Annotated in this window: 19 protein-coding genes; 10 read left to right on the forward strand and 9 right to left on the reverse strand. The window is 52.8% G+C overall.

What is annotated here, in order from left to right; genetic code table 11:
* Positions 1-122: 122 nt before the first annotated feature.
* The 4 genes from LZ24_RS07835 to LZ24_RS07850 all read left to right on the forward strand — a co-directional run bounded on the left by LZ24_RS07835 (position 123) and on the right by LZ24_RS07850 (position 4,008).
* A complete protein-coding gene (locus tag LZ24_RS07835) occupies positions 123-1,181 on the forward strand; it encodes an Rpn family recombination-promoting nuclease/putative transposase (RefSeq protein ID WP_144684275.1) in 1,059 nt (352 codons plus the stop codon).
* Between the two features lie 396 nt (positions 1,182-1,577).
* On the forward strand, positions 1,578-2,153 hold the full coding sequence (locus LZ24_RS07840; protein WP_144684277.1) for an AAA family ATPase: 576 nt from the start codon (positions 1,578-1,580) through the stop codon (positions 2,151-2,153).
* Positions 2,150-2,341, forward strand: coding sequence for a hypothetical protein (locus LZ24_RS07845; RefSeq protein WP_144684278.1), 192 nt, complete (start codon positions 2,150-2,152; stop codon positions 2,339-2,341). Before LZ24_RS07840 ends, LZ24_RS07845 begins: the two co-directional genes overlap by 4 nt.
* A gap of 29 nt (positions 2,342-2,370) precedes the next feature.
* Positions 2,371-4,008: an NAD+ synthase gene (locus LZ24_RS07850; protein WP_144684280.1), complete on the forward strand. Its 1,638-nt coding sequence runs from the start codon at positions 2,371-2,373 to the stop codon at positions 4,006-4,008.
* On the opposite strand, the gene LZ24_RS07855 is transcribed toward LZ24_RS07850, so the two are convergent.
* The 7 genes from LZ24_RS07855 to LZ24_RS07885 all read right to left on the reverse strand — a co-directional run bounded on the left by LZ24_RS07855 (position 4,005) and on the right by LZ24_RS07885 (position 11,587).
* A complete protein-coding gene (locus LZ24_RS07855; RefSeq protein ID WP_144684282.1) occupies positions 4,005-4,715 on the reverse strand; it encodes an ABC transporter ATP-binding protein in 711 nt (236 codons plus the stop codon). The genes LZ24_RS07850 and LZ24_RS07855 overlap by 4 nt on opposite strands.
* Positions 4,709-5,485, reverse strand: coding sequence for an ABC transporter ATP-binding protein (locus tag LZ24_RS07860; RefSeq protein WP_144684284.1), 777 nt, complete (start codon positions 5,483-5,485; stop codon positions 4,709-4,711). Before LZ24_RS07860 ends, LZ24_RS07855 begins: the two co-directional genes overlap by 7 nt.
* Positions 5,482-6,438 (reverse strand): branched-chain amino acid ABC transporter permease, encoded by a 957-nt coding sequence (locus LZ24_RS07865; protein ID WP_144684286.1) that lies wholly within the window; start codon positions 6,436-6,438, stop codon positions 5,482-5,484. The genes LZ24_RS07860 and LZ24_RS07865 overlap by 4 nt, the downstream gene beginning before the upstream one ends.
* Entirely contained in the window at positions 6,435-7,340 is a 906-nt protein-coding gene (locus LZ24_RS07870; protein WP_144684288.1) for a branched-chain amino acid ABC transporter permease, read from the reverse strand. The genes LZ24_RS07865 and LZ24_RS07870 overlap by 4 nt, the downstream gene beginning before the upstream one ends.
* Positions 7,341-7,491: 151 nt before the next feature.
* Complete coding sequence (locus LZ24_RS07875) at positions 7,492-8,613, reverse strand: branched-chain amino acid ABC transporter substrate-binding protein (RefSeq protein WP_144684290.1); 1,122 nt, start codon at positions 8,611-8,613, stop codon at positions 7,492-7,494.
* 184 nt (positions 8,614-8,797) lie between these two features.
* Positions 8,798-10,222: an adenosylhomocysteinase gene (ahcY, locus tag LZ24_RS07880; RefSeq protein WP_144684292.1), complete on the reverse strand. Its 1,425-nt coding sequence runs from the start codon at positions 10,220-10,222 to the stop codon at positions 8,798-8,800.
* A 447-nt stretch (positions 10,223-10,669) separates the two neighbouring features.
* On the reverse strand, positions 10,670-11,587 hold the full coding sequence (locus LZ24_RS07885; protein WP_186442998.1) for an ArsR/SmtB family transcription factor: 918 nt from the start codon (positions 11,585-11,587) through the stop codon (positions 10,670-10,672).
* A gap of 198 nt (positions 11,588-11,785) precedes the next feature.
* Between LZ24_RS07885 and LZ24_RS07890 the strand changes: the two genes are divergently transcribed.
* From LZ24_RS07890 to LZ24_RS07915, 6 genes are all read left to right on the forward strand, one after another.
* Positions 11,786-12,100, forward strand: coding sequence for an Hpt domain-containing protein (locus LZ24_RS07890; RefSeq protein ID WP_186442999.1), 315 nt, complete (start codon positions 11,786-11,788; stop codon positions 12,098-12,100).
* Positions 12,101-12,115: 15 nt separating this feature from the next.
* Complete coding sequence (locus LZ24_RS07895) at positions 12,116-13,261, forward strand: PP2C family protein-serine/threonine phosphatase (RefSeq protein WP_144684298.1); 1,146 nt, start codon at positions 12,116-12,118, stop codon at positions 13,259-13,261.
* A gap of 47 nt (positions 13,262-13,308) precedes the next feature.
* Positions 13,309-13,737, forward strand: a complete 429-nt coding sequence (locus LZ24_RS07900; protein ID WP_144684300.1) for an ATP-binding protein — start codon at positions 13,309-13,311, stop codon at positions 13,735-13,737.
* Between the two features lie 136 nt (positions 13,738-13,873).
* A complete protein-coding gene (locus LZ24_RS07905; RefSeq protein WP_144684302.1) occupies positions 13,874-14,662 on the forward strand; it encodes a class I SAM-dependent methyltransferase in 789 nt (262 codons plus the stop codon).
* Between the two features lie 26 nt (positions 14,663-14,688).
* Positions 14,689-15,573, forward strand: coding sequence for a UbiA-like polyprenyltransferase (locus LZ24_RS07910; protein WP_246118552.1), 885 nt, complete (start codon positions 14,689-14,691; stop codon positions 15,571-15,573).
* Positions 15,574-16,158 carry a UbiX family flavin prenyltransferase gene (locus tag LZ24_RS07915; RefSeq protein WP_144684304.1) on the forward strand — a complete coding sequence of 195 codons (585 nt, stop codon included), beginning with the start codon at positions 15,574-15,576 and terminating at the stop codon, positions 16,156-16,158.
* 3 nt (positions 16,159-16,161) lie between these two features.
* Here LZ24_RS07915 and LZ24_RS07920 read toward each other — a convergent pair whose 3' ends face one another.
* Both LZ24_RS07920 and LZ24_RS07925 read right to left on the reverse strand, forming a co-directional pair.
* Positions 16,162-16,977, reverse strand: coding sequence for a hypothetical protein (locus LZ24_RS07920; protein ID WP_144684306.1), 816 nt, complete (start codon positions 16,975-16,977; stop codon positions 16,162-16,164).
* Between the two features lie 546 nt (positions 16,978-17,523).
* On the reverse strand, positions 17,524-20,328 hold the full coding sequence (locus tag LZ24_RS07925; protein WP_144684308.1) for a hypothetical protein: 2,805 nt from the start codon (positions 20,326-20,328) through the stop codon (positions 17,524-17,526).
* Positions 20,329-20,709: the final 381 nt, after the last annotated feature.

The raw sequence follows: 20,709 nt of genomic DNA on the forward strand, positions 1-20,709 counted from the left end.
GAGTTTTTCAACATCGTTTTAAGACTGGCCCGTGTATCAAAAAAGACCGTGCGGAGTATAAAACAGAAATTTTACTCTATCCCCTCTTTTCATCCCCCAAAGCGCCTGCTATTCTGACTTCCATGAAAAAGAAAAAGCAGGACAATTATCTGGATGATCTCCTGAAGAGCAACCCCCATGATGCTCTGGCAAAGAGAATCCTTGGCAAAAAAAGCCATGCCGTGGATTTTTTCAAAGTCATGCTGCCAAAAGAGGTGGTCGCCCTTCTTGATATGGAAACCCTCAAGGCGGAAAAGGACAGTTTTGTCAGCCAAAAACTCCGGAGTGCCTTCAGCGACCTTGTGTTCAGCGTAAAGCTCAAAGACAGCCGGACAAAGGCTTTCCTCTACACCCTCATTGAACACAAAAGCCAGCCAGATATCTGGTATATCCTCCAGATACTCAAATATATGAGTGCCGTATGGGAAAGTTTTCACAGAAATACCCCAAAAAAACTTCTGCCCCCCATTCTTCCTCTGGTAGTCTACCACGGCAGGGAAGGATGGCTTTCAAGGGATATCGTGGATCTGTTAGACGGTGGTCATCCAGACATCTTCCGGCCCTTCACGCCCCAATTCGATACGCTGCTTTGTGATGTCAGCACCCTTGACCCCAATACCCTCCAGCACAATATTGTGCTAAAGGTTTTCTTAAAGATTCTGGGTTCCGCCATGGGGCCTGAAATCAAAGAGGATCTGCCGGAGCTGATTCAGATGCTGAGTGAATTGATGGCGCCCGGCAAAACGACATTGGAATACATCGAAATCTTTCTGCGCTACGTCATTTCGGCAAGCCAGGACATTGACGAGGCCACCATTGAAAAGGCCCTCGAAAACAGCGGATACATGGAGGTGCTTATGCCCACACTGGCCCAAAAATGGATTGAAGAAGGCATGATGATGGGGGAACAGAGAGGCGAACAAAGAGGCCTGATTATGGGAGAACAGAGAGGTGAACAGAAAGGCCTGATGCGCATGATGCAGGAAAAATATGCAACCATCATGAACCTTCAGAAATACAGGATGAAACCAGAAGAGATAGCGGATATCACAAGCCTCACCCCTGAAAAGGTCAGAGAAATTCTTGCTGCCGGTGACAAGGGCCTGGATCTTCTCATTAGTGATAATACCACCAAACATTAGTCATTGTTCTGTACCTAAAAACTAAAAGGCAGGAGTGGGAAATGGGCTTCGAGAGCCTCAGCCACCGGGCTTTTGTAGGGGCAGGCCCCTGTGCCTGCCCGTCCTTCACCCTGATCACCCATCAAATTTCATGAATACCCACAAGGATTTTGACTCTGCCAGTGCCAAGGTCCCAGATGCCCCCCCCCTTTGCTTTTCAAGAAATTGCAGAGCTTCCACATGAAACAGAAATTTTACTCTCTCCCTCTTTTCATCCCCCAAGGCTCCTGCTATTCTGCCTTCCATGAAAAAGAAAGAGCAGGACACTTATCTGGAAGATCTCCGGAAGAACAATCCCGGATACATGGAGGTGCTTATGCCCATACTGGCCCAAAAGAAGAAAGGAATCATGGGGCAATGAAGCCTGTCTGCTGGATCATCGCCGGACCCAATGGGGCAGGAAAGACCACCTTTGCCATGGAATATCTGCCCCGGATGGCAGGATGCACCCACTTTGTGAATGCAGATCTCATTGCTGCGGGGCTCTCTCCCCTTGCGCCGGAGCGGGAACTGCTGACCGCCAGCAGAATTTTTTTAAAGGAGATTGAGACCCGTATACAAAAACGTAGAGATTTTGCCTTTGAAAACACCCTCGCAGGGCGCAGCTATCTGGCTCTGGCAGATCGTTTGCGGGAGGAGGGCTGGCTGATTAAATTGATTTATCTGGCTCTGCCAGATGTTGAAATATCAAAATTACGGGTTTTCGAACGGGTCGCCCATGGCGGGCATTCCATTCCCTTGAGGGACATTGAGCGACGTTTCCCCCGGAGCCTGCGTCTCCTGCTGCTCGATTACAGTTACCGGGTAAATACATGCAGCTGTTTTATGAACATCGGAGACAGTCCTGCTCTTATATTTGAACAATGCGGCAGCAGTCGCACCATCAATCATGAAGACTTTTATCACCTTCTCATCCGGGAGGCCGGACTATGAATATCAGGCAGGAAAAAAAACCGTCCGCCGAGGCCCAGCAACAGCTGGAAGCCCTGCGGACGGCCGTGGGAAAAGCCCTGGAAAAAAAACGACGGCTGGGCCAGTATGCGGTTTTCTGGGAAAATGGCAGGCCAGTTCTGGTGGGCGAAGATGCGCCCCAAACACAAAAAGGGGTCAGACCCCTTTAAACGTTTAAACGCAGAAAGAAACACAATCCATGAAAATTGCCATGGCCCAGCTCAATCCTCTGGTGGGAGATCTTGAAGGAAATGCCACAAAAATCATCGAAGCCTGCGAAAGGGCCGGACAGGAAGGGGCTGCCCTTGTGATTTTTCCGGAGCTCACCCTCACGGGCTATCCTCCCTTAGATCTTCTGGAACGAAAGGCCTTTATTGAGGCCAATCTTGCCATGAAGGAAAGGCTCATCGGAAAAATAAAGGACATCGCTTTTCTTTTCGGCTATGTGGCCATGAATCCGGACGATGAAGGGCCGGAGCTGCAGAATGCCGCTGTGTTTGCAAAGGACGGAATAATTCTCGGGGAAATCCGGAAAGTGCTGCTGCCCCAGTACGATGTCTTTGATGAATGCCGCTACTTTGCACCGGGAAAAACCGCCACACCCGTTCTCTATGGGGGGCTGCGCTTCGGTGTCACCATCTGCGAAGATGCCTGGAACAGCGGCCACATCCCTGCCAAAAAAGGCTACACCCAAAATCCCGTGGCAGACCTTGCCCCGGGCTGCGATGTTCTCATCAATCTCTCGGCCTCTCCCTTCCATGTGGACAAGGTCCGCCTGCGGGATCAGCTCTTTTCAGGCATTGCAAGGCAATACGCCATTCCCGTTCTGGAAGTGAATCAGGCAGGAGCCAATGACACCCTCGTATTTGACGGAGCCAGCACGGCCTATGACGAAAAGGGCCATATCCTTGGAAGGGCAGCTGCCTTTGAGGAAGATCTTATCCTTGTGGATCTGGAAAAGAAAACCGGTGACATCCGAAAGCTGCCGGAAACCGAAGAGGACCAGATCCATAGGGCGCTGGTAACGGGAATCAGGGATTATCTGCATAAGTGCGGTTTTACAAAGGCTGTGGTGGGGTCTTCCGGCGGAATCGATTCCGCCCTTGTTCTGGCCCTGGCTGCGGAAGCCCTCGGTGCTGAAAATATCATCAGTGTCTTCATGCCCGGCCCCTACACGGCAGCGGATAATTTTGAGGATACCCGGCTGCTGGCGGAAAATCTGAAAATCCGCCTCGACATTGTGCCCATTCAGCAGACCATGGAAGCCATGGCGGCCTCATCTTCCCTTTTTGATCCTGAAAGCCATGGCATTACGGAGCAGAACCTGCAGGCCCGCATCCGGGGAACCCTGCTCATGGCCTATGCCAACCGCTACCATGCCCTGGCCCTGCCCACGGGCAACAAGGCGGAAATGGCCGTGGGCTACAGCACCCTTTACGGTGACATGAACGGCGGGCTTGCCGTGCTGGGGGATGTTTCCAAGACAAGGGTCTGGGCCCTTTCCCGCCGCATCAATGAAAGGGCTGGTTTTGCCCTGATTCCTGAGCGTATTATCGAAAAAGCACCCAGTGCGGAACTCAAACCCGACCAGAGGGATCAGGACGATCTGCCGGACTATGCCGTGGTGGATGCCATTGTGGCCCACCATGTGGAAGACCTTGAAGATGCGGAAAAAATCATTGCAAGGGGATATGCGGAAGATGCCGTGCGGGATGTGATCCGGAGAATCCAGTTCAATGAATACAAGCGCCAGCAGGCAGCCCCTGTGATCCGTATCACCTCCAGAAGTTTCGGATACGGCAGGCGCTACCCCATGGCATGCAGGCTGCGGTATTAAGCCCCATGCCCCAGATAGGCAGAATGGATCTCCGGATTGGCAAGAAGGCTCTCTGCCGTATCCGCCAGAACCACCTTTCCCACCTCCAGCACATAGCCCCGGTGGGCCAGACGCAGGGCAGCCCGGGCATTCTGCTCCACCAGAACCACGGTAACACCGCTGCTGTTAATTTCCCGGATGGTTTCAAAAATGGCCTTGATGATGAGGGGAGCAAGGCCTAAGGAAGGCTCATCCAGAAGCAGCAGCCGGGGGTGGGCCATCAGTGCCCTTCCTATGGCCAGCATCTGCTGCTCTCCACCGGAAAGGGTGCCGGCGAGCTGCCTGCGTCTTTCCTTCAGAATGGGAAAAAGGGAAAAAATCCAGTCACGGGTTCTGGCATCCCGGTTGCGGTCTCTGCTGGTGAAGGCTCCCAGCCTTAAGTTTTCCGATACGGTGAGGGTGCCGAACACCCGCCTCCCTTCGGGAACCTGGGCAATGCCCATTTCCACAATTTTATGGGCGGGCAGGGTATGAATGGGCGTACCTTCAAAGACAATGCTGCCGGATGCGGGTTTCACAAGGCCGCTGATGCCCATGAGTGTCGTGGATTTTCCCGCACCATTGGCGCCGAGAACACTGACAATCTCCCCTTCCGCCACCTCCATGTCAATGCCGTGCAGGGCCTCCACATTACCGTATTTCACCACAAGATTCTCAAGGCTCAGCATGCATCCTCTTCCTCGTCACTGCCCAGATAGGCCTCAATGACTCTGGGGTTGTTTTTTACCTCTTCGGGACGGCCCTCGGCAATTTTTGTACCATACTCAATGACCACCAGTTTTTCACAGGCCCGCATGACAAGACCCATATCATGCTCAATGAGCAGTACGGTAATCCCTTTGCGGCTGATTTCCCGGATCAGATGGAGCAGTTCCGCCGTTTCCTGATCATTCATCCCGCCTGCGGGTTCATCCAGAATAATGAGACGGGGACGGCTTGCAAGGGCGCGGGCAATCTCAAGGAGGCGCTGCTTTCCATAGGAAAGACTGGAAGCTGAAAGACCCGCAGATTCCCACAGATCCACAAATTCCAGCACTTCCTTTGCCGTTTCAAGGGCTTTTTTCTCTTCCCTGCGCTGCCCCGGTGTACGGATCATGGAAGCAAAGATACCGGATTTCATGCGGCAGTGGCATCCGGCCAGCACATTTTCCACCACCGACATATTCTGAAAAAGACGTATGCTCTGAAAGGTCCGGGCAATGCCCATATCCACAATCTTATGGGGCTTTTTCCCCTTTACGGACCTGCCTTCAAAAAGAATCTCACCGGAATCAGGGGTATAATTTCCTGTAATCAGGTTGAAGACCGTGGTTTTTCCGGCACCGTTGGGACCGATAAGGCCCACAACATCCCCGGCGTCCACGGAAAAACTCACCCGGTTAACGGCGGTGAGACCACCAAAGGTTTTTACAACCTTTTCAAGGGATAAAAGGCTCATGCATCCCCTCCCTTGACCCTGGGCACACCCGCATATTTACGGGCCAGTGGCGGCAGCAGACCTTTGTTGCGGAAAATCATCATCAGCACCATGGCAGCCCCGAAGAAAAGCATACGGGCATCGGCAAAATTTCTGAAAAACTCCGGCAGCCCCACCAGAAGAAAGGCACCGAGAATCACACCGGGAATGCTTCCTGCACCTCCCAGTATCACAATGGCAAAAATCAGCACCGACTCCCAGAAATTAAAAGAGCCCGGAGAGATGATGGTCATTTTGGCGGCAAAAAGCGTTCCTGCCATACCCGCCCAGACAGCTCCGATGACAAAGGCCGCCAGCTTGTACCAGGCCGTATTGATGCCCGAACCTTCCGCTGCGGTCTCATCTTCCTTGATATAGTTCAAAGCCCGGCCGAAACGGGACTGCTCCAGCCTGTAGAAAAACCATATGGTAATCAAAAGAAAGCCGCCGATGAGATAATAGAACTGCCAGGGCCTGCGGATACGCATATCAAAAATTTCCGGCCTTGGGATACCAAAGATCCCATTGGACCCTCCGGTCAGACCAAAAATATCGTTTTCAAGGGCAATGCGCACAATCTCCCCCACACCGATGGTGACAATGGCCAGATAGTCTCCCCTGAGATGGATGATGGGACGGGCCACGGCCAGTGCAAAAAGACCTGCTGCGGCACCGGCAACGGGCAGGAGCCAGAGGATGGGAATATTGTACCGGGTACTTAAGATGGCTGCCGTATAGGCCCCCACGGCATAATAGGCCGCATGACCCAGATTGAACAGACCCGTATGCCCCACAATCCAGTTCAGGCTCAAACCTAAAATGGCATAAAGCCAGATGTCATTCAGTACACCAATCCAGTAGGGATTGCTGAACAGCACCGGAAAACAGGCAAAAAAGGCCAGCAGCACACTGATGATAAATGCATTCTTATTCATAACTTATCCGCCACACGTTCTCCCAGAATGCCCCTCGGCCTTACCAGAAGAATGAGAATGAGAACACCAAAGGCAATGGCATCTTTCCATGCTGTGGAAATATAGGCTGCACCCATGGTCTCCAGAACACCCAGAAGAAGACCGCCCAGCATGGCACCGGGAATATTGCCGATGCCGCCGATAATGGCTGCGGTAAAGGCCTTGAGACCGAAGATCCACCCCATGGTAAAATTGATCTGACCGTAATAAATCCCCACCATCACCCCCGCCGCAGCACCCAGGGCAGGTCCGATGATAAAAACAATCTGGATCACCCGGTCCACATTGATGCCCATGAGCCGTGCCGCATCCTGATCAATGGCAGCCGCACGGATGGCCGTACCTATCCTTGTTCTCTGAACAAAAAAGTAGAGGCCTGCCATCATAAAAACGGAAACCAGAAACAGAAGGATTCTGAGCAGGGGGATATCAACGCCGAATAAAGAGACGGGCGTATTGGGCAGAAGGCCATGGGGATAGACCTGAAAGCGCGCACCATACATCAGCATGATGGCATTCTGAAGAAAAATGGATGCACCAAGGGCAGAGACAATGGCAGAAAGGCGGGGAGAGTTGCGCAGGGGCCTGTAGGCCACCCGCTCCAGAAGCACACCCATGATGGCCACCATGCCCATCACCATGAGGATAAGGACAAAAATACCACCAAAGGGTCCCAGCACCTCTGTGAAAGAAAACACCCCCAGAAGGGTCAGCCCGAGAAAGGCCCCCATGGTAAAAAGTTCCCCATGGGCAAAGTTCATGAGCTTCATGACTCCGTACACCATGGTATAGCCCAGGGCTACCAAGGCATAAATGCCACCCACGGCCAGTCCGTTAAACAGCTGCTGCAAAAAAAAATCCATGGTTTCTTCCTGAAAAACAGGGAAAGGATACACGTAAAGCGGACAGGAAGACGGGGCCGCCTCCCTTGCAGAGGCGACCCCGTACAGACTCAAAAGACTGTCCGGCAGATATCTTTAAGGATAAAAATCCAGAAGGGTAAAGGTCCTCATATTAAGGATTCATCAGAACAAAAGCGCCCTCTGCGTTCACCTGATACACCCGGTAAACGTCACCGATACGGTCGCCAACGCTGTTAAAGGAAATGGTACCGGTAAGGGCAGGCATATCCTTAAGCCGGGTACGCATATAGTCCGCAACCTTTTTGGAATCCGTGGAACCCGCCCCTTCAATGGCCGTCACAATGGCCGTAAAGGCATCCCCCGCCAGCACCGCCCAGATGGAACCGGGCAGCTTGTTGTACTTTTTCTCAAAGGCCGCAAGGAAAGCACGGGCTTCATCCGTGGGCAGATCCTGAGGCACCGGGGGGCTTAAAAAATAAAAACCACTGGCCGCCTGCCTGCCTGCAATCTCTACAAGATCCGGGTTGTTGGTGGCATCCCCGCCCATCATTGGAACATCCCAGCCCATTTCCATTTTCTGGCGCAGCAGAAGGCCTGCTTCGGGGTAGTAGCCCGTAAACAGAATCACATCCGGATCAGAGGCCCGCATGCGGGTAAGTACCGTATTGAAATCCCGCTCTCCGGGGGTCAGGGCATTGAAAAACACCACCTTTGCGTCGGAAACCTCACCTATGAATTTTCTGGCATCATCGGCAAGGCCTCTGGCGTAGGAAGTATTGTCATGGAGAATGGCTATCTTTGAAAAGCCCATGCTCTTCAGGGCATTTGCCGCCACCATGGCCTGTTCATCATTTCTGGGGCAGGTGCGGAAAAAGAAGTTCAGCCCCTTTTCCGTCAGACGGTTGCTGGTGGCCCCGTTGGCCACCTGAATGATGTCATAATCATCATAGATATTCTGGGCGGCTTCGGCCACGGAAGATCCGTAGGTGCCGATAACCGCAGCCACATTCCGGGTGGCAAGGCGCTGGGCCGCCAGTGCCGCAGCCCTGGGATCTCCCGCATCATCCTCAACCACAATTTCAACCCTTTTACCAAGAACACCGCCTTTGGCATTCAGCTCTTCGGCCAGAAGCGTCACAATATCCCGCATATCCTGACCTTCACTGGCCCAGGAGCCGGTCATGGGGGCCATGAGGCCAATACGGATGGTTTCGGCAAAGGCCGGAGCCGCCATAAAACACAAAGCTGCCGCAAAACACAGAACTTTTTTCATGTATTCCTCCCTGCTTCATTAAGGATATCCGCAAAATCAATGGATACAGTGAATTTTTTCCAATAGCAGAGGGGCACAAGCCCTGTCAATTGCTTTGTTTCCACACCGGAACAAGTATCCGCCTGAATTTCATGCTGTTTTTGCTGTAATGCAGCATAGGGAGGCCCCCCATGCTGCACCTCCCTTAATAACGGTAATGGTCCGGTTTAAAGGGGCCTTCGGGAGAAATACCCAGATAGGCAGACTGCTCCGGTGTCAGCTTTGTGAGCCGCACACCCAGTCTTCCAAGGTGAAGACGGGCCACTTCCTCATCCAGGGTTTTGGAGAGGGTATAAACCTCTTTTTTGTGGGGTTCCGTTGCCAGAGCAATCTGGGCAAGGGTCTGATTGGTAAAGGAGTTGCTCATGACAAAGCTGGGATGCCCCGTGGCACAGCCAAGGTTCACCAGACGGCCTTCGGCCAGCACAATGATGGAACGACCGGATTTCAGGGTCCATTTGTCCACCTGGGGCTTGATGTTCAGCCGCTGACATTCGGGGCTTTCTTCCAGATAAGCCATGTCGATCTCATTGTCAAAATGACCGATATTGCAGACAATGGCTTCATTCTTCATGGATTCCATGTGTTCACCGGTAATGACATGGAAATTCCCCGTGGCTGTAACAAAAATATCTCCCATGGGGGCCGCTTCTTCCATGGTAAGTACCTCAAAGCCTTCCATGGCAGCCTGCAGGGCACAGATGGGATCAATCTCCGTCACAAGAACCCGTGCGCCAAATCCCTTCATGGACCGGGCACAGCCCTTGCCCACATCCCCGTAACCGCAGACCACCACCACCTTGCCTGCAATCATCACATCCGTGGCCCGCTTGATGCCATCCGCAAGGGATTCCTGGCAGCCATAGAGGTTATCAAACTTGCTCTTGGTAACCGAGTCATTCACATTGATGGCAGGAAAGAGCAGCTCTCCCTTTTTCTGCAACTGGTAAAGCCGTCCTACGCCTGTAGTGGTTTCTTCGGAAACGCCCCGAATTTTTTCTGCCATGCGGGTCCATTTGCCGGGATCCGTTTCCCAGGCCAGACGGAGGCGGTCCTGCAGGCATTTTTCCTCAAGGGAGCCGGGCTTTTTATCCAGAAGGGAAGGATCTTTTTCCACACGAACCCCCTCATGGATCATGAGGGTGGCATCTCCGCCATCATCCACAATAAGGTCCGGGCCGGACCCGTCGGGCCAGGTGAGGGCCATTTCCGTACACCACCAGTATTCCTCAAGGGTTTCACCCTTCCATGCAAAAACCGCTGCGGAACCATTGGCTGCAATGGCGGCAGCGGCATGGTCCTGTGTGGAAAAGATGTTGCAGGAAGCCCAGCGGATGTCTGCCCCCAGCTCCTTTAAGGTTTCAATGAGCATGGCCGTCTGTATGGTCATGTGCAGGGAACCCGTTACCTTCAGACCTGCAAGGGGCTTTTCCTTACCATATTTTTCCCTTGCGGCCATCAGACCGGGCATCTCGTTTTCAGCAAGCTGCATCTCCTTGCGGCCAAAATCCGCACCCGCCATATCCGCAACCTTGTATCCAAGGTCCAGTTCCATCGGCTGTACTGACATGAATTCACTCTCCTTTTGGGTTATATACCTATAACAATATCTTAATTATTCAGAACAATTATCCAAGTACCATACCTGCAAGACAGATGCACAGGCCCCAGGCTATTTGCCCGTGACGCAATCTTATTCGGGAGCTTCTTGCCCTGTGCGGAAGCGGAAAAAACCCCCCGCCACAGGCAGGATAAGCTTTTTGATTGCCATAGCAGGCTTAAGCACGCTGCCTTTGTGGCGGGTCAGACAGTTTGCCGCTTCTTTCGCACAGGCCTTCAAAGCTCTGATCCGAAACGATTGCAATGTCACTTGCAAATAGCCACGGAACCTTGCAACAGTACGAAGCTGCTGCAATGACAGCATTGGTAGTTCAGAGGTTGTTCAGAAAAAACCATACTGAATAATTACTCAATATCATAAACTTTATGTTCTTGCTTTCCCTGAACGCTGCTGACCTCAGACCCTGCGCACGGCCCGGTAAAGGTGCAGGCGCAGGGAGGACGGCAGGGTGAAGGTTTCCAGCTCCATGAGCTCAAAACCGGCACCATCGAGGAAGCGGCGGATGGTTTCTTCGGCAAACCCCAGCCACCTGTCTCCGAAACGCTCCCTCAGAAACTCCTTCTCATGCCTGTCAAAATCCGCCAGCAGCAATACTCCGCCAGGTGCAAGGATGCGTGCCGCATCCCGGATACCCCCCTCGGGATCGGGCAGATGGTGCAGGGCAAGGGAAATCACCGCCAGATCCGCCACCCCATTGGCCACGGGCAGGTGCTCAATGGCACCCAGCCGAAAATCGCCTTCAATCCCTTCCGCCCGGAACCGGCGCTCAGCCTCGGCCAGCATTTCCATGGAATAATCCACACCGATTACACTGCGGGCCCGGGCTGCAAGTCCCCGGAGAAGCTCCCCTGTACCGCAGCCCAGATCCACGGCAAGACCCGGCTTTCCCGCCCTTTCCAGCAGGGCGGCGTTCAGATCAAAGGTGCCGAGAATCTCAAGCCGGAGACGATCCCACTCCGTTGCAATGGTGTCAAAAAAGCGGGATGTACTTTTCCTCCTTGCTTCCAGCACTTCCGCCGCCCGGACCATATCCGCCTCCAGTTCCGGCTCCTGCCGCAGCCATTCCCGGACAGCCGTTACATAATTTCTGCCGCTGCCTTCGGAAGGCACACCGTAAAAGGCCCAGACACCGTCTCTCCTGCAGGAAAGAAGCCCCGCATCGGTCAGAATTTTCAGATGCCTTGAAATTCGGGACTGCCCCATACCCATCACCGCCACGATTTCATTGACGCTGAGTTCATGGCGGTCCAGTATGTGGATGAGTCGGATTCGTGTGGGGTCGGACAGAGCCTTGCAAAATATTAAAATATCCATATCTCTTGATATATCTCCCAAAGAAGCCATGAGGTCAAGCTTTTTATGCTGACACCGGAACCCTTCTTTTTCTTCCCGCAGGCTTTAAGCTTGCAGTAGCGAAGCTGTCAGGGTAAAGTAGAATAATTATCTGGCCGACCTTAAAAAAACATGCTTTCTTGTTTCCTTCCTTCTCTTCTCCACCAGGGAGACGCTGCCATGACAGACTTCAAACAACTTGCCGGAGACCTCGGACTGGAGACAGCGGACTTTCTTGAGCTGACAGCGCTTTTTATCCAGACAACCATGCGTGACATAGAAGGCCTTGAAAAGGCCCTTGAGGATCAAAATGCTGAGGCTGTAAAGGATATTGCCCACACCATTAAAGGTGCCGCGGGGAATCTGGGTTTTAAAGCCATTTATATCCTCGCCACCGTGGGGGAAAAAAACGCTTCCGAAGGAAAGCTCCGCGTCCTTGCCTCCCTGCCCGCCGCCCTGAAAAAGGAAGTGACCACCCTTCAAAAGGCCCTGTAAGCCATGGAGACTGCCATGACCGATCTCCCGGCCTCCCATATTCCGGCACCAAAGGAACTGACCCTTCTTGTGGTGGACGACAGTCCCATCAACGTGAGGCTTCTGGAAACGGCCCTGTCCAAGGAAGGCTACAGAATTCTTACGGCAGCCAACGGGCCCAAGGCCCGGGAGCTGGCCATGGAGAATCAGCCGGACCTGATTCTGCTGGATATCATGATGCCCGGAGAAGACGGCTTCAGCGTCATCCGCTTTCTTAAAAACCATACGGCTACGGCATCCATTCCCGTGATCTTCCTTACGGGGGTCAGCGAAATTGAATCCAAGATAGAGGGTTTTGACCTCGGCGCTGTAGACTATATTATCAAACCCTTCCATCCAATGGAAGTACTGGCAAGGGTAAGGCTGCACCTGAAGCTTTCCATTGCCACAAACTCCCTCATCACCAGTCAGGCCCAGAAACTGAGGCAGCTTAAAAAGGCCCAGACCTCCCTGCTGGTCACCCCGGAATCTTTACCCGAAGCCCGCTTTGCCGCCTTGTATGAATCCTTTCAGGAGGCTGGTGGCGATTTTTATGATGTCATTGCCATATGTCAGGACATCCATGGCTACCTTGTGGCGGATTTTTCAGGCCATGACATCAGCACCTCCTACCTGACGGCATCCATCAAAGCCCTGATGAAGCAGAACTGCACTCCCATATACCAGCCAACGGAAAGTATAAAGCTTATCAATGATGTTCTGGTGGAAATTCTGCCTGAAAACAAATATCTGACGGCCTCCTATGCCCACCTGAACAGAAAAACCATGAAACTGACCCTTGTGAATGCGGGGCACCCCCCCGCTGTCTGTGTACCGGCCCGTGCTCCGGCCCGGCTGATCCGCATGGACGGGGACATTCTGGGCATGTTCCGCAATGTCATCTTCGGAACCCAGGTGATTCCCGTCGGGCCCGGGGACCGTTTTTACCTGTATTCAGACGGCCTTGTGGAAAGCAGTCAGGACCGTTCCGTCTGGTCCCGGGCGTCGGAACGCATGCTCGGCGCCTGTGAGGAAGTACGCGGCATGCCCATTGAAGAAGCGGTAAAAGGTATCAGAAACATGCTTCTGCCTCCGGAAATTCCCATAGAAGATGATATCGTTATCCTGGCCATTGAAATCTGAACTTCTCCCTGCAGGATAAACCCTCCGGTTTTTTATGGAGAAAAGCCATGAACCATACACTTTTCATCGTGGAAGAAATTGCTCAGGGCCTTGCCATCCGCATGGGTGCCGACATGAAAAACATTGACCTGGCCAGCCATCAAACCCAGCTTTTTTTAAAAAAACAGAACCTTGAAGCCCTCACCTTTTCCATCTGCCTCGGTATGCGGGAAGCCCTTACCAATGCCGTCCGCCACGGCAGCATCAACCTTCCGGAGGGAATCATCAGCTACCGGGTCCAGATCATCGGCCAGCGTATTGTCCTTGAAATCATGGACGAGGGACCGGGATTCAACTGGCGCACATCCCAGAAAGCATGCCCGAACGCAGAAAACGGCAGGGGAATCCAGATCATGAAAAATTATTTCAATACCTTCCGCTACAATGAAAAGGGAAACCGCCTGACCCTGGAAAAAGACATTCCCGGCTGTTTCTGAAAAGCCTCCCTTCCTGCACCCTCCCCCGGCCAGAGGCCCTCTTCCATGGAATATATTCGGAAAAACCATCGGGCAAAAAACATTACCCCTGTTTTTTGCTTGCATACACGGTCCGAATTGCCTAAAAATCTTTTTCATGGGACATGTATTCGACCAAAAAGACAGTGAAGCCTATCTGAAATGGCGACAGAGCGAAAAGGGCCTTCTTTCCACAACCCTGGAAACCCGCCTTTTTTTTGATCTCCTATGCCCGGCACCGGAGGACTCCATTCTGGATATCGGATGCGGATACGGAGAAATTCTTGACGCCTGCATCAGCAGGGGTCTGGACTGCACCGGGCTGGAACCCTCTCCCTTCATGCTGGATCTGGCCCTGGAAAGACTGGGGAACAGGGCAGGCCTTTTCCGTGGCTATGCCGAAGACCTTCCCTTTGACGACAACTCCTTTAACCACGCCTGCCTTTTCACCACCCTGGAGTTTGTTGCCGATCCGAAAAAATCCCTGGAAGAAGCCTTCCGTGTGGCCAAGGACCGGGTTTTTATCGGTGTGCTCAACCGTTACGCCATCAAAGGCGTACAACGCCGCATTCAGGGATTTTTTGGCAAAGGCATCTATGCAAAGGCCCGGTTCTTTTCCCTGTGGGAACTGAAAACCATGGTCAGGGATCTGGTGGGAGAGGTTCCCGTCACCTGGAGATCCATCTGTCTTTTTCCCGATACACCCGGCACAATGAGCTTTTCTCCGGACACCTGGCCCCTGGCCCGCCGCATGCCCTTTGGTACCTTTGTTGGAATGGTGGTAACGCTGAAGCCAAGATTCCGGGTCCGGCCCCTGGCCCTTCCCTATCCTTCGGAATCAGGATACAAGGAAAGCCTTACGGGCTTTGCCGCCCACACCGGAAAAAACATGCATAAGGATTCCTGATACCGATATCTTTCTGAAAGAAAGCCATGATATCCCTGCAAAAAGCCCTTGGCACAACCCTCACCTACGGCCGGATGATCAAGTTCTCCCATTCCGTTTTTGCCCTGCCCTTTGTCCTTTCCGCCGTGGTGCTGGCAGCCCGTGAAACCCCCATAGCTCCCATGACGGTCTTTTTCATCCTTGTGGCCGTGGTGGCGGCCCGCACCGCTGCCATGGGCTTCAACCGCCTTGTGGATGCAAAGCTGGATGCGGCCAACCCCAGAACCGCCATCCGGGAAATACCCTCAGGAAAAATAGCGCCTTCTGCGGCCATGCTTCTGATCCTGCTTTCCAGCATGGTTTTTATTTTCACTGCCGCAGCCCTTGGCCCCTTATGCAGAAACCTCTCCATCCCCGTTCTTTTATTTCTTTTCGGCTATTCCTACACCAAACGCTTTACGCTGCTCTGCCATTTCTATCTTGGGCTGGCCATTGCCATGGCTCCTGCTGCCGCATGGGTGGCCCTTACGGGCAGTCTTTCCCTGGAAGTTCTTCTGCTTTCCGCTGTCCTTTTCACCCACATCGCAGGCTTTGACATCCTCTATGCCTGCCAGGATGCGGATTTTGATAAAAAAGCCGGTCTCCACTCCATCCCGTCGCGCTTAGGTATCCGGCAAGCCCTTCTCCTTGCCAGACTGCTCCATGGGATCTGCGCCCTTTTCATCTTTTCCCTGTATCCGGCCTTTGGTCTGGGGCCTATTTTCATTGTTTTTGCCCTTATCATCTGCGGCCTGCTCGTGCTGGAACACCGCATGGTCAATGAAAAGGATCTTTCCGGCATACCCGTAGCCTTTTTCCATGTGAACAGTGTCATCAGCCTTCTTCTTTTTGTGGGAATTCTTCTGGACCTCTGGACAGGGAAAGGCCTTTAAATGCGCTTTGTTATTGCCATCACAGGTGCCTCCGGCGTTATCTACGGCATCCGGACCTTAGAAAACCTTCTGCTCCAAAGGGCAGAGGTGCACCTTGTGGTCTCGGATTCTGGCAAAAGCGTACTGGCCCATGAAACAGGTTCGGATAACATTTTACACATCCTTGAAAAACGAAAAAAACTCAGCACCCTTTCCGGCCTGAGTATCCATGATGCCCACGATTTTTTTACCCCCCCGGCATCGGGTTCCTTTGCCCATAACGGCATGGCCATCGTCCCCTGTGCCATGCGCAGTATCGGCAACCTTGCCGCAGGTATCGGAGACAACCTCATCCACAGGGCCGCAGATGTCTGCCTCAAAGAAAAAAGGCCCCTCATTCTGGTACCCAGAGAAGCCCCCCTCCATGCCATCCACCTGAAAAATCTTCTCTCCCTTGCCAGTGCGGGAGCCACCATCCTTCCGGCAAGCCCGGCCTTTTATCACTTTCCCAAGGACATGGAAGCCCTTGTGGACTCCGTGGTGGCCCGGATTCTTGACCATCTGGGCTGCCCCCAGAATCTCATGCCACCCTGGCAGGGAACATGAGACTTACAGCTTTTCAACCACCTCACCGTTTACCTGAAAAAGGCGATGCCCCAGACTTTCTTCCGCAGCCATATTGATTTCTCCCAAAGCCTCATTCAGTCCGTAGCCTTCCTGAAGACAGAAAACCTCTGCCATATCCACGGAAACAGGGGCTTCTTTTTCCAGAATTTCCCGTATGGTCACAAGGGCCGGTGCCAGGTTTCCCAGACCATCCCCCGGATGTCCTTCACTGCTTTCCTGAACAAGGGGGGCCTGAACGGCTTGATTTTCCTCTCCTCCATCGGATGCCTGCGATAAAATGGCATCCTCCTTTCCAGAAAACACCGGGGCTTCTTCCTCAGGCTTTGCTGCACCCTTTTTTTCCTGAGCAGGTGCCGGAGAAGCTTCCTTTGCAAGGGCATCGTCCAGCCAGTTCCCCGGGTCCACTTCCTGCGGAAAAGACTCTGCCCCATTCCGGGATGCACCATGCAAATCAGGCATGGGAACGCTATGGTCGGAAGCCGCATCTGCCACATCCCTGGCTGATGTCTCTTTTTTCCGGCCTTCCTTTGTCAGAATTTTCTCCCTTTCCTCTTCCGAAAGTCCTTCCTCCTGCAGCCGTGAGAAAGCCGATCTGAGCCGGGTCTTTTTTTCCCTGTAACGGCCCTGCACATAGGGCAGCCCCAGAACCAGCCAGAGAGCTGCAACAAAAAGCAGCAGGATCTGAAAACCCATGAGAAGGGCGTGGCCAAAGGACCAGATATTCAGGATCAGGGCCAGACCCAGCCCCGCAAAGGCTGCGGGATAAGACAGAAACCATGGAAAGGGAGAGGGTGGCATAAAATAGATCTCCTTCAGCTAAAAATTTTGGTAATCATTCAGAATATTTACACATGCAAGATTACATATTAATTTCAAAACATTGGCCCCGACTAAAGACAATCGGGCTGTTTGTGAGTGACATTGCAATCGTTTCGGATCAGAGTTTCGCAGGCCTGTGCGAAAAAAGCGGCAAACTGTCTGACCCGCCACAAGGCAGCGTGCTGAAGTCTGCTATGGTAATCAAAAAGCTTATCCTGCCTGTGGCGGGGAGGTTTTGCCGCTTCCGCACAGGACAAGAAACTCCCGAATAAGATTGCGTCACGAACAAATGGTCCGGTTGTCTATACACCAGCTTAAATGTATTCGATTTAACGAAGAAAAACTGCGTTATACTCCAAGCGGTCAACCGTGAAATAATAATGGGTTTTCTGTAGGGGCAGGCCCCCGTGGTTACCCAAGCCAGGGCAGGCACGGGGGCCTGCCCCTACAATATCGTTTCAAGAATGCCCCATGTATCAAGAATGACCACGCAGAGTATAAACAGCTACAAATTTCATTCACAGTTTAAAAGGAAAAACCCAGAGCCGTGTAAAACTGGTCTTCTCCCAAATCCGAATCCAGTCCACGGGCATATCCGAGCACAAGGGGAGCCCTGAAATGATAGCCCAGCACCAGCTCCACTTGAAGCTCAAGGCCTGCCCCGGTCAGTTGACGCATGGACATGCCCTCATCCCAGGCACTCCCTGAATCCACATGAAGGCTTCCGGAAACATCCCCCATGCCAAAGGGCATCAGGGACCAGTTTCTTTCAACCCGAAAAAGCAGGGAAGAAAGACTCAGACGCTGGGACGCACAGATGTTTCCCGTCTGAACGGAACGGGGATAGCCCCGCAGGACCGCCTCATTCCTTCCAAAAAGCCTCATCTCTTCTCCTGTCCGGGTTCCACCGATGCGGAAAGGCTTTGCTTCCCTGTCCGCATAGCCCCCGGCAAGGCGCAGGCCAAGGGTGCGGGAACCCGGAAGATTCCATATTTTCCGCATGGCGCCCTGCACCACAGCCCCTTTGTAGTCGCTGTCCAGAATATCATTGCTTTCTGCAATCAGCTCGCCGTAAAAACCCCATCCGATACCAGGTACATGGATATAGTATTCCTCATCCCTGAAGGTCAGAGCCATTCCGGCCAGATTTGATTCCACGGGCCCCCTTAATAAAAGGGACGGCGTATCCACCAGGGTGTCCCGCTCATGGACGAGGCCTCCATGGACAGACAGTCTGTCCTCAAAGAAATTCAAAAGATGGTTGCGCTGCAGGGTCACCCGGTCTTCCCTGAGGATATAATCAAAAGAGGTTTCATGTATCTTCAGCTCACCAAAACGATGGCTCCTGTCCAGAAATAAAAGCCAGCGGTTATCACAGGCATAGACAAAACTGCCGTTTACAAGGTCATTTTTTACATCATAGGTGGTCACAAGACCATAGCTGTGCCGGTCCAGGGCATCACTGCCATGGGTCTCGAAACCCAGCTGTTCCGTATCTTCATTGAAAAGCCATACGGGAAACCAGTACCGGGGCCTCAGGGTTTTAAGGGGAGTATATTTTCTTTCCGGCTCCAGATTCACTGCTTCATCAAAAAGAAAGGGGAAAAATTTTTCATCCGCCACATCTTCCACGGAAAAGACCTTCAGGGCAACAGGATCCTCCACCCGCAGGAGCCTGAAACCGTCTGCCGTATAAACCTGATAATACAGCCCCTTGCTCCCGGCAAAACGGGGCCTGAAGGCACCACCGGATGAGCGGGTCCACTGCTCCAGCATCCCCGTGTCCGTATCCATGGCATAGACATTATAAATACCGCCATAATCCGCTGAAAAAAGAACCCGTCCATCCGGCATAAAAGAAGGCTCATTCTCCATGGAAGGGGTGTCCGTCAGCCTCTGCCATCTGCCCGTACCAAGGTCCATCATTTCCAGATTCCAGCCCTGCCCGGCACGCTTCAGCCCTGCCACCAGCCACCCTCCTGTGACATCGGGACCAAAGGCTCCCAGAACCTCCCCTTGATTTCCACGCCAGAGAAGCCGCATATTCCCTTCCAGATCAAGAAAATACAGCTCACTCAGACCTGCCCGCTGTCGGCTGACCAGAAGACGCTCACCGCAGGGCATCCAGCGTACCCTGCTGAAACGCTGATTCCGGGTAAGCCTATCCCATCCCATTTCCGGCGTATAAATAAATATATCATGGAACACCCGGCCATCCGCACCCCTCAGAACACGGGAGACGGCAAGGCGCCCCCCTTCGCTCACATCCATATCGCTGAGGGGCCGCAGGGCCATCATCGGTTCCCGCTCCTTTCCCGCATACCGGAAAAGTCTGCGCCTATCCTTCCCGCTGTCTTCCACAAGGAAAAACCCATCTCCTGACGTGGCAGCCACCTGAAGAAAAAAATCCCCCGAGGGCAGCATCCTGCCCTCCATTCCCTGCCCGCCCGAATCCGTGTCAGCAAAGCGTTCTTCCATGGCCAGCCTGAAATCTTCCCACAGAGCGGTGAAGTTTTTGCCAAACACCCGCTTTGCCTGAGAATTCAGTGTGAAAAAGGGAATCAGTTCCCCGCTCTGGCGATAAAGAAACTCAGACACAGCATCTTCACCGTACACGGAAATCAGGTACTCAATAAAAAAGGCTCCGTACAGATAGGCCTTGTTAATGGGCCAGTTCCGCAGGGGAATCACCACTTCCTGCAGATCCTTCCAGTTTCCGTTTCTTACCTCAAGGGCCATCTGGGCAGCATAATGGCTGCCCTGCAGCCTGCCATAGCCGGCGACCGCATCGGACTCAAAGTAAACGGCCATACCCTCCAGCAGAAAAACCGGGGTCAGAACATGGGGAAAAAGCAGGGGGAAACGACCAAAAATCTTCCTGCCCGTATTTACGGTTCCCCGTCCCATTTCCATATGAAGGATATGCACATACTCATGGCGGATCAGAAGATGCAGCCATTCGTCATAACTCTCAAGACTTCCGGGATCGGAGGGTGCCGAAACAAAAAGCCGGATCCGGCCATAGGGCAGAACCGTGGCCCATCCATTGGAAAAATCCGTATCATCGGACAATACAATATGCGTCCGGTTTGCAGGCCCGGACCCGAAAAAGGGAAGAAGCTCCCTGTGTACACCTTCTGCAATGGCAAGACAGCGCCGGGCCATATCCTGAAACCCATCTTCAAAGTGAATTTCAAAATGCTCACTCTGAAGGGTTTTCCAGCTCCCGCCCCAGGCAACGGAAAGGGCCTGAGCCGCCGGGGCTGCCAGACTGAATACCAGCATGATCAGACAGAAACGGATACAGCCTTTAAGGCTGTTGTGGCCCATGAAAACCTCCATTATCCGGACAGGCCGGAAAACACCCCCTAGCCCATGGAATAACTGCATGAATGAATGTTAATGGGAGAGCATAACCCGGAAGGAAAAAAGCCGCAAGCGGGCTCTTTTAAAAAAACGTAATTATTCAGAACAATTTATTTCGAACTGCCAATACTGTAATTGCAGCAGCTTCGTACTGTTGCAAGGCTCCGAGGCTATTTGAAAGTGACATTGCAATCGTTTCGGATTAGAGCTTTGTCCGGCACTCAAGCCAAAAAGTCAAAGCCAATAATGTAAACGATGCAGCCTTTTCAGGCTTGAGTGCCGGAGTGCTAATAAAAAGCGGCAAACTGTCTGAGCCGCCACAAAGGCAGCGTACTTAAGCCTGCT

This window comes from Desulfobotulus alkaliphilus, from assembly GCF_007830435.1.
Classification (GTDB): domain Bacteria; phylum Desulfobacterota; class Desulfobacteria; order Desulfobacterales; family ASO4-4; genus Desulfobotulus; species Desulfobotulus alkaliphilus.